This is a genomic window from Corynebacterium sp. HMSC071B10, from assembly GCF_001814825.1.
Classification (GTDB): Bacteria; Actinomycetota; Actinomycetes; order Mycobacteriales; family Mycobacteriaceae; genus Corynebacterium.
Map to the genome: position 1 here is coordinate 187,829 of NZ_KV818006.1, position 11,355 is coordinate 199,183.

Below are 11,355 nucleotides of genomic sequence, written 5' to 3' on the forward strand. Positions count from 1 at the left end.
TGCTAAGACTAGCGCTCAGCGAGCTCGCTGGCGATCCACTCCTTGCGCGCCTTGCGCTGCTCGCGCCACTGGGCGACCGCCTCGGTGGCCTCGATGCGCTGGCGCTTGAACACCAGCATGGACAGCGGGAACGCCACGATCAGGGCAAGCAGTGCGGACATAATCAGCGGCACTGGAGCGCCGATGAGCAGCGCGGCCCCCTGGATCACCACGGTCAGCGCGATGAACAGCCCGAGTCGGCACAGGCCATACACCGCGGCAGCTTTGTTAGCGCGGGAACGGGCGGCGGGGTCGAGCTCGGGGGCTTGTTGTCGCATATACCTAACCCTAGACGGCAACCAAGTATGTTGGAAGTTATGGGAAGGCTACTACTCCTCGTGCTCATCGTCGTCGCCATCTACCTGATGTGGCGCGCGTTCGGGCCCGGCTCGCAGCAACGCATCGAGCAGGCCCAGCAGCGCCCGCAGATTAAGGGGCCCGACGATGATGAAGACTTCCTCTGGAACATCGAGAAAAACCGCTTCAAAGAGCGCCGCGCCCGCGAAGAAGCAGAGCGCAAGCGCCGGGAAGAGGAAGAACGCCGCCGTCGCCGCGAAGAAAACGGCGAGAACTAGCCCCGCTCAAGCACCTCGGGCAGGCGCTTTGCCCACGCGAGTGAATCGCGGACCCCGTCAGCGACGCTGCGCTCCGCGCGCCATCCAAGCAGGCGAGCAGCCTTGTCGGTGCGAGTAGCGCAACCTGCGACGTCCCCGTCGCGCGGCGGGGCGGTGCGCACCTCGAGCGGGGTGCCCGTCGCCTCGCCGACCGCGTCGGCCAGCTCGAAGACGGTCGTGCCCTGGCCGGTGCCCAGGTTGATCACCTCGTAGTCGGCAAGGTCCGCCTGCAGCGCCGCGACGTGCGCGCGCGCCAGATCCCACACGTGGACGTAGTCGCGCAGGCCCGAGCCGTCGCGGGTGGCCCACTCGACACCGGTGACGGTAAACGGCTCGCCCGCTTGGTATGCGGAAATCATCTTGCCGAGTGCGTGCGAGGGTGCCGGGTTCTGCAGGCCGGTGCGCAGCTTGGGGTCCGCGCCGATCGGGTTGAAGTAGCGCAGGGAGGTGGCTTGGATGAGGCCGGCCGCGGCGGCGTCGGCAAGCACGCGCTCCAGCATCCACTTCGACGCCGCGTACGGGCTCGAGGGGTCGCAGGCGCTCTGCTCGTCGACAAGCAGGCGCTCGTCGGGCGCGTACATCGCCGCGGTCGAGCTGAGCAGGACGCGCTTCACGCCGCGCTCGGCGAGCGCACGCACGCAGGTGGTCGCCTTACCCACGTTGTTCTCGTAGTAGTACAGCGGCTTGGCGACGGACTCCGGCACGATGATCTTCGCCGCGCAGTGGACGACGGCCTCGATGTCCGGGTGCTCGTCCATGATGCGGTGCAGCAGCGCCACATCCGCGATGTCGCCCTCGTAGTGGGCGAAGCGCTCGGCAAAGACGCGCAGGCCGGTGGAGTAGTCGTCCAGGATCACCGGGGTCATCCCGTTGTCTTCGCAGCAGGAAGCGATGGTGGAGCCGATAAAACCGGCGCCACCGGTAATGAGGACCTTCATGTAACGCGCCTCCCTAGTTCAGCCCGGCGTAGGAGTGCAGGCCGGCGATCACGGTGTTGACGTAGGTCATGTTGAAGATCGTCATGGCCAGGGCAAACACGTTAATCCACGCAGCCTTCGAATTCTTCCAACCCGCGGTTGCGCGCGCGTGCAGGTAGGCGGCGTACAGGATCCAGGTGATCATGGACACGGTTTCCTTCGCGTCCCAGTTCCACGGGCGGCCCCAGGCCACCTCGGCCCAGATCGCGCCGAAGACGATGCCGATGCCAAACAGCGGCAGCGTAATGATCGCCGTCTTGTAGGTGATCTGGTCCAGCGTCTTTGCCGACGGCAACGGGTGCACAATCTTGCCAATGAAGCCGTGCTCCTCACCCTTCGGCTGCCACATGCGCAGCAGGTACAGCAGCGCGAACACACCGGAGACGATACCGACCGAGGCACCGATCGACACCGTGGAGACGTGCACCGGTAGCCAGTAGGACTGCAGCGCCGGCACCACCGGGGCGGCCTTCATGTGGAAGACCGTCGAGTTGAGGAACATCGCCACCACCATCGGGAACAGCAGCCACGGCCAAATCGTGTGCCAGCCCTTGCGCCCAATCACGATCGCGGCAGCCACCATAATCACCGCGGTCATAAACAGGATGTACTCGTACAGGTTGCCCAGCGGGAAGCGCTGCGCCGCGATACCGCGGGTGACAAAAGCCACCAGGTGCAGGGCCACACCGAACCACACCAGGGCCTGCGTCATGCCCGACCACTTGCGGGCGTTAGCCACCCGCGCCTCGTACGCCTCATCCAGGTCCTGCTCAGAGGGCAGTTGCTTCTCGACGACCGCGGGACCGCCCGCGCCGACCGCAATCCTCTCTTCCGTGCGCTCCTGCGCACGCTTCTCGCTGCGCTCACGACGCGCGTCCACGACCGCGAGGACGCGGCCGTAGTACACGCACGACATCAAAAGCGCGACGATGTAAATGATGAATGCAGTGCGAAACGTGAGATCGGACAGCTCCGCCATGGTGGTGTTGACAAGCATGGTTGTCAACTTACCTTATCGACACCTTGTTTTCCAAGGTTATCCGAGGTCATCCACCTCTTCGGGGTCATCTTCCTCCGCTTGCCCAAGGATCTCGGCGGCAAGCTCCCGAAACTCCGGGCCCCATCCAGCGCGGTCGGTGCGCGCAAGGCCGGCGATCTCCACGGCGGTGACGCCGCCTGCGGCCGGCGTGAGGCGCACCCAGATGCGACGGCGCTTAATAGTCAGCGAGCCGGCCAGGGCGACCAGCATGATCGTGGAGGCCAAAAGCGCCCACATCTGCGTCGGGTCGCGCGAGATCTGGTAGTTGGCATACTCGGCCGCGCCGTCGAAGCGCACCTTCACCCCGCCGTCAATGGTGACCTCCTCGCCCGGGGCGAGGTTGACCCGCTCCACCTTCTGCAGGCGACCATCGGCGATGAGCATCTGGTCCAGCACGAAAATGTTCTGCGGGCGGCCCGAGTCCAGCCCCGAGTCGCCGCGGTAAATGTCCATCGAGATCGCCGGGTTATCCATCGAGGGGAAGCCGGAAGCTAACGTGTCGCCGTTCTCCCCGCCCCACTCGGCGGTCGGCGCGAAGTTGCCCTCGAGCGCGATCTGGTGCTGGCGGCGCTCCTGAAGGTCCGGGTACATGCCTGCCGGCGGGTCGAAGCGCATCACACCGGAGGACAGGAAGGTCTGTAAATCATTCGGGCGGAACTGCATCATCTGCGTGCGCGACTCGCCGTTCGGCCACGTCACCGTCACCTGCGGGGCAAAGCCGTGGCCCTGCAGGTACACGCGGTCGCCGTGGATACGCAGCGGGTGGTTCACCGCCAGGGTGGTCTCCTGCCAGTCCTCCTTCGGCGCGCTCAAATCGTCCGTGTAGGAGATGTCGGACCAGAAGCCGTTCGCTTGCCCGTTGTTCAGGTACTCGGCGCGGAAGTTTTTGGCATCGATGCAGAAAGGGGTGAGCCCGGTGCCGTCGAAAAGCGGGCCGGCGCGGAAGACGTCGAAGTTGGCGGGCGAAGTATTGCAGAACTCGGTGGACTGCTCCACCGGCACCGCGTACTCCGACTCCGAGTTCGTCACCACAATGACCTGGCCCTCGTAGTAGACCATGCGGCCCGCGGCGAAAGCGACGATCATGCCCACAATCCCGATGTGGAACAGCAGATTCATCAGCTCGCGCGTATACCCGCGCTCCGCCGAGATGGAATAGGTGCCCGCGCGGTCCTCCTCTGGCGAGTAGGCGGCCACGTGCCAGCGCTTCAGCAGGCCGCGGACCTTCGCCTCGACCTCCTCGCGGCTGCCGACGACCTCGCCTTGTGCGTGCAGCGGCATGCGGGAGAGGTAACGCGGGGCGCGTGTGGGCTGGGCGCGGTAGGCGCGCCAGTGGTCGATCGAGCGCGGGATGATGCAGCCGATCAGCGACACCATGAGCAGGGTGACGATGGCGACGAACCAGGTGGAGCTGAAGACGTCGAAAAGCTGCAGGCGATCGTAGATCGGCCCCATCGTCGGATTGGCGTCGAGGTAGTCGTTGACCAGCGACTCGCTCACGTTGCGCTGCGGCAACAGCGAGCCCGGGATCGAGGCCAGCGAGAGCAGGAAAAGCAGCACGAGTGCCGTGCGCATACTGGTCAGCCAGTGCCACGCCTTGCGCAGCCACGTCCACACTTGCTTCACCTAAATCACCGTCGCTCCATATCCAACGATCCACTGCCTCGACCAGCCAACAAACAGGTCCCACAGGCCCGACACCAGCATGACGCCCACGAGAATCATGAGCACGCCGCCGATGATTTGAATTGTGCGCGAGTGGCGGCGCAGAAAATCGACGCTGCGCACCGCCTTCGCCGAACCCAGCGCCACCAGGACGAACGGCAGGCCCAGCCCCAGACAGTACGCCACCACCAGCAACACGCCGCGCGCCGCGGTCATGCCTTCCGTGCCCACCGACACCGAGATGATCGCCGCGAGCGTTGGGCCCAGACACGGCGTCCAGCCCAGGGCGAACACGCCGCCGAGCAGCGGCGCGCCAAGCCAGCTGGCTACGCGTTTCGGCTGCATGCGCGTATCGCGCTGCAGGGCCGGGATGGCGCCTAAGAAGACGATGCCCATCACGATGGTGACCACGCCACCGATGCGCATGAGTAGCTCGGCGTTGAGCCTGATCAGGCTGATCGCGCCGAACACCGACACCGTGGCTAAGAGAAACACCACGGTAAAACCGGCGACGAAGAGCCCTGCCGCGCCCGCGACTGCCCACTTGCGGGACTGCACCTGCGGGCCGTGCTCATCCATGCGCATCTCGCCGCCGACCACGCTGGTCAGATACGACATGTAGCCGGGCACCAGCGGGATCACACACGGCGAGGCGAAAGAGACCAGCCCGGCTGCTGCTGCGGCACACATGCCCAGCAGCAGCGGGCCGCTCGCTACGAGGTCCGCAAACGTCTCGCCCACCTTAAGCGCCGTCCTCCTGCTCGAGCCTGTCCACCACATCCAGCAGATCCTGGGCGGTCACCTCGCGCAAGAACACCGCGGCCGGGCGGTGCTGCGCGTCCAGCACGATCGTGGTGGGGATCACCGAGCTGGGCACGCCGCCGAGGAAGGAGGCGGTCTTAAACGGCGGGTCGTAGATGGAGGGGTACGTCGTGTGGTTATCCGTGAGGAAGTCGCGGGAGATTTCCGGCTGGTAGTCGCGCACGTTGATTCCCAGCACCGTGCCGGTGCCGCGGCGCTCAAGCTCGTCCTGTGTCTCCTGCAGATCGTCCACCTCGGCGCGGCAAGGGGCGCACCACTGGCCCCACGCGTTCAGGATGACGATCTCGCCTTCGTAGTCACTTAAGCGGATCTCCTCGCCCGGCTCCCTCAGCGACTCACCGTGGAAGTCCTCCACCGGCTTGCGCTCAGCCTCTTCGTAGAAGATCTCGGTCTGCCCGCCCGGCGAGTGGAACGCAAAGGTCTCCGACCCGCCATCGGACGAGCAGCCGGTGAGCAGCAGCAGTGCCGCCATGGGGGCCGCGAGCAGGCCGAAGCTTCTGCGCATGACGTGAGTACCTCTCAAATCTTCTCGGCGGGGGTGGTATACGACCAGTCAACAACAACGTCGCCGTCAAACACAAGTGACGTCACGCTGGCCAGATCGCACTCGCGGCTCGCGTGCGCAAGACGTTTGCCCTGCACGTAGCGCTGCACCATCACGATGGGCAGCTGGTGGCTCACCATCACCGCCTCGTGGCCTTCCGCTTTGTCTCGGGCATCTTCTACCGCGGCGCACATGCGCTCGCAGATATCCACGTAGGCCTCGCCCCAGCTCGGTTCGAAGGGGTTAAGCATGTGCCGCCAGCGCACCGGGTGCAGAAGCTGGCTGCGCCATCCCTTCGTGCGCAGGCCCTCGAAGGTGTTGCCCGCCTCGATAATGTCCTCGCGGGTCTGGATCTCGAGCCCGGTGACCTCCGCGATCGGCGCGGCCGTCTCCTGGGCGCGCTCCAAGGGACTCGCCGCCAGGTAGGTCACGTCGCGCCCGGCGAAGAATTGCGCGGTCACCGCCGCCATCGAGCGGCCCCGCGAGCTTAGGTGGTAGCCGGGCATGCGCCCGTAGAGTACCTTCTTCGGGTTGTAGACCTCGCCGTGGCGCACGAGGTGGACAGTGGTTTTACTCACTCGGCGCCACCGCCTGCGTGGCGGCCTTGGCCGCAGGCACGAGGGCTTCTTCGATGCGGCCGAAGTCCTCGTCGGTCAGCGCGGTGGAGACGAACCAGGTCTCGAACGGGCTCGGCGGGGCAAACACGCCGTTGTCCAGCAGGGCGTGGAAGAACGGGGCGTAGCGGAAGGTATCCGCCGCCTTCATGTCGGCAAAGTTGCGGCCTTCGCCTTCGGCGAAGCGGAAGGACAGCATTGTCGACGCGCGCTGCACGTGGTGCGCCACGCCCTCGCGCTCCAGCGCTGCCGAGACCATGTTCGCCAGCGTGTCCGCGTTACGCTGCAGCACCGGGTAGATGTCCTCCGAGGCCAAGCGCAGCGAGGCCATGCCCGCGGCCATCGCCACCGGGTTACCGGACAGGGTGCCCGCCTGGTAGACGGGGCCGTTCGGGGCGAGACGCTCCATGATCTCCTTGCGGCCGCCAAAGGCAGCTGCCGGCAGGCCACCCGAGATGACCTTGCCAAAGGTGGTCAGGTCACCGGCGACGTTGTCCACGCCGTACCAACCGGCATACGAGGTGCGGAAGCCCGTCATCACCTCGTCCAGGATGAGCAGCGCGCCGTTGGCGTGCGCCACCTCCTTGAGCTTCGCGTTGAAGCTGTCCTGCGGGGCGACCGTGCCCATGTTGCCCGCTGCCGCCTCGGCGATCACCGCGGCGATCTCGCCCTCGTTCTCCGCGAACGCGGCCTTGACCGCCTCAATGTCGTTGTACGGCACCACGATCGTGTCTGCGGCCTGCGCACCGGTCACGCCGGGCGAGTCCGGCAGCGAGTACGTCGCAATACCCGAGCCTGCAGCGGCGAGCAGCGCGTCGACGTGGCCGTGGTAGCAGCCGTCAAACTTGATGATCTTGGCGCGTCCCGTGTAGCCGCGCGCCAGGCGCACCGCCGACATCGTCGCCTCGGTACCCGAGTTGACCATGCGCACCTCCTCCACCGAGGTACGGCCCACGATCATCTCCGCGATCTCTACCTCAGCCTCAGTCGGCGCGCCGAAGCTCAAGCCCTTGGCCATCGCTTCTTCGACCGCCGCGAGGATCTCCGGGTGCGCATTGCCGTGGATCATCGGCCCCCAAGAATTGATGAGGTCGACATAGGCGTTGCCGTCGACGTCGATAAGCGAGCTGCCATGCGCACTCTCGATGAAGCGCGTCTGGCCGCCCACGGAGCCGAAGCCGCGCACCGGCGAGTTCACCCCGCCCGGCGTGGTCAGCTGCGCGCGCTCCCACAGCGCGGCGGAGCGGGAGGTATGAGCGGACGTTGGGTACTTGGCCGAAGTAGTCATACCCGCCAATCCTAGGCCATCCGGCTTACTTGGCTTGTTTGCCCTGCCTGCGGAAGATGCCAATGAAGATGACAACCAGCAGGCCGATCGCGATCCAATTCGCCACCCGCGCGTACTGCTCCAGCACGAAGACCACCGGCTCGCCAATCGACCAGCCCAACGCGAAGTAGCCCAGCGACCAGATCGTCTTGGACACGAAGTCCAGGGCTAAAAACTTCCACAGCGGCATATTCGTCATGCCCATCAGCACAAACACCACAAACGCGATCGGCAGCGGGATCGGCACATACGCCAGGAAGATGCCCAGCCAGCCCAGCTTCATCGCCCACTGTTCCACCCGCGCAATGTTCTTCGCGGTGCGCTTCGAATTCTGGGCCTGCACCTCCAGGATGCCGCGGCCCCACAGCTTGCCGGCCCACCAGTAGATCCAGTCGAACTTGATCGCCACCAGCGAGCCAATGAGCAGGTAGAAGAGCCAGTGCTGGGCCTCGCCTACCGACGCCAACGCGCCCGTCGACGCCGCACCAATCCGCGAGCCCGTCACCGCCAGAAGAATCGGCGGATCCAGCCCGAGCAGCCAGGCGCGCAGCGGGATCATCGCCAGCCCGAACAGGCCGACGAAGCCGAACCAGCCCAGGCACCAGTAGTCCGCCTTGGTGGGCTTTTCGTTCCAGGGCATGCCTGGTTGCTCCCACCACTCCGGCTCAGCTTGGGGGCTGGTCTGTTCCTCGCTCGACATAGGCAGGAAGTCTACCTACTTGTGCGCTGCGGGTTAGAACTGCTTGCTAGAACTGCGGGAGCAGGCCCGGGTTCAGCGCCACCACGATCCCGACGATGGCCAGCAGGCCCAGCACCACGCCGGCGATGATGCCGCCGGTTGAAGAGCCGTCCTTGTCCGCGCCGGTCAGCTTCGCGCACTCCTGCTTTACGGGCTGGTAGGCGGACTCGGCCGCCGCGGTGTTCGCGCGGGCCTCGGCCGTGGCGGTGCGGGCTGCCTCGGCTTCCTGCGCGCGCGTGGCCGCGACCTGCTGCGCCTCGTTCAGCGCCTGTGCGGCGGCGGCCTCGCGGGCGGGCTGCGCCTCCTTCGCGACGGCGAGCTCCCGGGTGCGCGTGGTCACGACGTCTTGTGCTGCCTGCAGCGCCTGGGCCGCCGCGAGCGTGTCCTGCGCCTGGCCGACCTCGGCCTCGCGCGCAGCGAGCGCCTCACGCTTCGCCGCGTCGCCATGCTCGATGGCGTGGACGAGCCCGTCGTAGTAGGTGTTAAAGCGCTCGGTGTACTCGGCAACCGAATAGGTCGTATCCGGTGTCCAGTTGTAGGCGAAGGTCTGCGCGTGCGCCACAGACCACGGGTAGCCGTCGTGGTAGAACTCCTCCGTGTTCACCGCAAAGCCGGTCGCGTGCATGTCAGGGTTCACCAGCGCCATATAGTGGCCCGCGCCCGCGTAGAACGGGTTCTCACCTTTCTCTACTGCTTCGAAGTACAGCGGGCGCTCCTTGTGGAACCAGCCGTCGAAGGGGTTCTCGTAGTTCCACGAAAGGTTGTCCCACCCGTTCTCCGAGTGCCCGCGCGGCAGCTGCTGCGACCAGTTGATGTTCACCTGCGCCTGCGCCATCAGGACATCCGCGACCGGCAGCGCGGGCTGGCCGTCGCTTTGCCGCAGCTCGTTCGCCTCCGGCAGCCACTCGATCGCCGTCTTCATGTTGTCCAGGTGCGTCGCGTCGTCAGCCGCACCGATGCGCGTGTCGTCCGCGATGCGGTACCCGGTCTGCCCCGTAAACGGGTCCTTCTTGGGGTAGCGGTAGTCCGTGTGCAGCTCGGCGACCGCATCGTCGGCCCCCATCGCCTCGAAGAACCCGAGCGAGCCGCGATCAAACTGCGTCTGCGCCTCGGCCTTGCTCGCCTCGAGCGCTTCGCCTGCTGTCTCCGCAGCCGCCTTCGCGCCCTCGAGCCCCTCGCTTGCCGACGCCACCGTCACCCCCTCCGGCACCGCACCCTTTGCCGCATCACGCTCCTTGGTCGCGGCGTCAAGCGCGCGCTCGGCATCCGCGACCATGTTCGCGCTGGCGGTGCGCTCCTGCTCGGCTGCGTCGACGTCGCGCTGCGCCTGCGCGAGTGCCTCCTGCGCTGCACGCTCGGTGTCCTCGGCGGTGCGCTGTGCGCCGGTGGCGTCCTGCACGGCGTCGATAAGCGCGACGCAGCGCTCCTGCGTCACTGGCTCCGCCGCCGCCTGCGGTGCCACCATGATTGTGGCCGAGCAGGTCGCGGCCAACACGAGTCCCAGATGCTTCTTCATACCAGCAGATTAGCAGTCGTTACCCAGCCGCGCCCAAGGTGTGGTCTAGAGTTTCCTCCATGACACAGGCACTTACCCGCACGCAACGCCTCGACCGGCTCCCCGTCACGCGCAAGCACAAAAAACTCCTGTTCGGATCAGGGATCGGCTGGGCACTCGACGCGATGGACGTCGGGCTCGTCTCCTTCGTCATCGCCGCGCTCGCCGTGCACTGGGATCTGGAGAAGACCACCACCAGCTGGATCGCGTCCGTCGGCTTCATCGGCATGGCCATCGGCGCCTCCCTGGGCGGACTCGCCGCCGACAAGATCGGGCGGCGCAACGTCTTCGCCATCACCCTGCTGCTCTACGGCGTGGCCACGGGCGCCTCCGCGCTGGCTGGCTCGGTGGCCGTCCTGCTCGTCTTCCGCTTCCTCACCGGCCTCGGGCTCGGCGCGGAGCTGCCCGTCGCCTCCACGCTGGTCAGCGAGTTCGCGCCGCTGAAAGTGCGCGGACGCATGGTGGTGTGGCTCGAAGCGTTCTGGGCGGCGGGCTGGATCCTGGCCGCGATCATCGGCACCTTCGTCGTCGCCGAGGGCGAAAACGGTTGGCGGTGGGGCCTGGCGCTCGGCGCTGTTCCTGCTGCGTATGCGCTGTACGTGCGCATGCAGCTGCCAGAATCGGTGCGCTTCCTCGAATCGCGCGGCCGCGAGGAAGAGGCAGAGGCGGTCGTGCGCAGCTTCGAGGAGGGCGTGGCTCCGGATCAGTTGGCCAGTGTCTCGGTTCCGGATGAGTCTGTGAGCACCAGCACCCACATCTGGAGCCCCGAGCTGCGCGCCCGCACCGCTGCCTTCTGGACCGTGTGGTTCTGCGTCTCGCTCGCCTACTACGGTGCGTTTACTTGGATCCCTTCACTGCTTGTCGACCAAGGCTTCAGCCTCGTCCGCTCCTTCAGCTTCACCCTGATCATCACGCTCGCCCAGCTGCCCGGCTACGCCCTGGCGGGCTGGCTCATCGAGGTCTGGGGACGCCGCACCACCCTCGCCGTCTTCCTCGCCGGCTCCGCCGTCTCCGCCGGGCTGTACGGGTTTGCTGCGGTGCCCTGGCAGATCATCACCGCCGGTTGCCTGCTCTCCCTGTTCAACCTGGGCGCCTGGGGAGCCCTCTACGCCATCGGCCCCGAGCTCTACCCCACCCAGATCCGTGCCACCGGCACCGGCGCTGCCGCGGCCTTCGGGCGTGTCGGCTCTATTCTCGCGCCGCTCATCGTCCCGCCGGTGCTGGCGTTTGGCGGCCACGCCGGCGTCTTCGCGGTCTTCGCCGCCGCGTTCACGGTGGCGGCGGCAGCGGCGTTCGTCCTGCCGGAGCAGCAGGGCAAGCCGCTGGGGTAGGTTGCGTCGGTGGTTGGGCTAAATGACGAACACACCTTGACGAACAAGTCCAAAAAATCGGGCCCGATCATGCGGTGGATGCGCCACGA

The 11,355-nt window shown here is 66.4% G+C and carries 12 protein-coding genes; 2 read left to right on the top strand and 10 right to left on the bottom strand.

All coding sequences use genetic code 11. The annotated features are described in order from the left end of the window. Window positions 1-8: 8 nt before the first annotated feature. Window positions 9-317, bottom strand: a complete 309-nt coding sequence (locus tag HMPREF2990_RS06725; RefSeq protein ID WP_070763416.1) for a DUF4229 domain-containing protein — start codon at window positions 315-317, stop codon at window positions 9-11. A gap of 39 nt (window positions 318-356) precedes the next feature. Between HMPREF2990_RS06725 and HMPREF2990_RS06730 the strand changes: the two genes are divergently transcribed. Next, window positions 357-614 carry a hypothetical protein gene (locus tag HMPREF2990_RS06730; protein WP_070763418.1) on the top strand — a complete coding sequence of 86 codons (258 nt, stop codon included), beginning with the start codon at window positions 357-359 and terminating at the stop codon, window positions 612-614. Here HMPREF2990_RS06730 and galE read toward each other — a convergent pair. The 9 genes from galE to HMPREF2990_RS06775 are packed head-to-tail and all read right to left on the bottom strand — an operon-like array spanning window position 611 to window position 9,896. Further along, window positions 611-1,591, bottom strand: coding sequence for a UDP-glucose 4-epimerase GalE (galE, locus tag HMPREF2990_RS06735; protein ID WP_070763420.1), 981 nt, complete (start codon window positions 1,589-1,591; stop codon window positions 611-613). The genes HMPREF2990_RS06730 and galE overlap by 4 nt on opposite strands. A gap of 13 nt (window positions 1,592-1,604) precedes the next feature. Then, complete coding sequence (gene ccsB / locus HMPREF2990_RS06740) at window positions 1,605-2,627, bottom strand: c-type cytochrome biogenesis protein CcsB (RefSeq protein ID WP_070763422.1); 1,023 nt, start codon at window positions 2,625-2,627, stop codon at window positions 1,605-1,607. 39 nt (window positions 2,628-2,666) lie between these two features. Then, the gene (locus HMPREF2990_RS06745; protein WP_070763424.1) at window positions 2,667-4,295 is read right to left on the bottom strand and encodes a cytochrome c biogenesis protein ResB; all 1,629 of its coding nucleotides are present in this window, start codon (window positions 4,293-4,295) and stop codon (window positions 2,667-2,669) included. Continuing rightward, the gene (locus HMPREF2990_RS06750; RefSeq protein ID WP_051904697.1) at window positions 4,296-5,114 is read right to left on the bottom strand and encodes a cytochrome c biogenesis CcdA family protein; all 819 of its coding nucleotides are present in this window, start codon (window positions 5,112-5,114) and stop codon (window positions 4,296-4,298) included. It lies immediately after the preceding gene. After that, complete coding sequence (locus tag HMPREF2990_RS06755) at window positions 5,077-5,661, bottom strand: TlpA family protein disulfide reductase (RefSeq protein ID WP_070763425.1); 585 nt, start codon at window positions 5,659-5,661, stop codon at window positions 5,077-5,079. Before HMPREF2990_RS06755 ends, HMPREF2990_RS06750 begins: the two co-directional genes overlap by 38 nt. Window positions 5,662-5,675: 14 nt before the next feature. Next, the gene (locus HMPREF2990_RS06760; RefSeq protein ID WP_070763427.1) at window positions 5,676-6,278 is read right to left on the bottom strand and encodes a histidine phosphatase family protein; all 603 of its coding nucleotides are present in this window, start codon (window positions 6,276-6,278) and stop codon (window positions 5,676-5,678) included. Then, window positions 6,271-7,602, bottom strand: coding sequence for a glutamate-1-semialdehyde 2,1-aminomutase (hemL, locus tag HMPREF2990_RS06765; protein ID WP_070763429.1), 1,332 nt, complete (start codon window positions 7,600-7,602; stop codon window positions 6,271-6,273). Before hemL ends, HMPREF2990_RS06760 begins: the two co-directional genes overlap by 8 nt. A 25-nt stretch (window positions 7,603-7,627) precedes the next feature. Then, the gene (locus tag HMPREF2990_RS06770; RefSeq protein ID WP_070763431.1) at window positions 7,628-8,341 is read right to left on the bottom strand and encodes a DedA family protein; all 714 of its coding nucleotides are present in this window, start codon (window positions 8,339-8,341) and stop codon (window positions 7,628-7,630) included. A gap of 46 nt (window positions 8,342-8,387) precedes the next feature. Then, a complete protein-coding gene (locus HMPREF2990_RS06775; RefSeq protein WP_141757827.1) occupies window positions 8,388-9,896 on the bottom strand; it encodes a CAP domain-containing protein in 1,509 nt (502 codons plus the stop codon). A 59-nt stretch (window positions 9,897-9,955) separates the two neighbouring features. Between HMPREF2990_RS06775 and HMPREF2990_RS06780 the strand changes: the two genes are divergently transcribed. Continuing rightward, window positions 9,956-11,266 (top strand): MFS transporter, encoded by a 1,311-nt coding sequence (locus tag HMPREF2990_RS06780; protein WP_070763434.1) that lies wholly within the window; start codon window positions 9,956-9,958, stop codon window positions 11,264-11,266. Window positions 11,267-11,355: the final 89 nt, after the last annotated feature.

Excerpts from the sequence above, each read along its gene's own strand:
- galE (WP_070763420.1), bottom strand. The coding sequence starts at position 1,591 with ATGAAGGTCCTCATTACCGGTGGCGCCGGTTTTATCGGCTCCACCATC.
- HMPREF2990_RS06730 (WP_070763418.1), top strand. The coding sequence starts at position 357 with ATGGGAAGGCTACTACTCCTCGTGCTCATCGTCGTCGCCATCTACCTG.
- HMPREF2990_RS06775 (WP_141757827.1), bottom strand. The coding sequence starts at position 9,896 with ATGAAGAAGCATCTGGGACTCGTGTTGGCCGCGACCTGCTCGGCCACA.
- HMPREF2990_RS06780 (WP_070763434.1), top strand. The coding sequence starts at position 9,956 with ATGACACAGGCACTTACCCGCACGCAACGCCTCGACCGGCTCCCCGTC.
- HMPREF2990_RS06725 (WP_070763416.1), bottom strand. The coding sequence starts at position 317 with ATGCGACAACAAGCCCCCGAGCTCGACCCCGCCGCCCGTTCCCGCGCT.
- HMPREF2990_RS06755 (WP_070763425.1), bottom strand. The coding sequence starts at position 5,661 with ATGCGCAGAAGCTTCGGCCTGCTCGCGGCCCCCATGGCGGCACTGCTG.
- ccsB (WP_070763422.1), bottom strand. The coding sequence starts at position 2,627 with ATGCTTGTCAACACCACCATGGCGGAGCTGTCCGATCTCACGTTTCGC.
- HMPREF2990_RS06750 (WP_051904697.1), bottom strand. The coding sequence starts at position 5,114 with ATGTGGTGGACAGGCTCGAGCAGGAGGACGGCGCTTAAGGTGGGCGAG.
- HMPREF2990_RS06770 (WP_070763431.1), bottom strand. The coding sequence starts at position 8,341 with ATGTCGAGCGAGGAACAGACCAGCCCCCAAGCTGAGCCGGAGTGGTGG.
- hemL (WP_070763429.1), bottom strand. The coding sequence starts at position 7,602 with ATGACTACTTCGGCCAAGTACCCAACGTCCGCTCATACCTCCCGCTCC.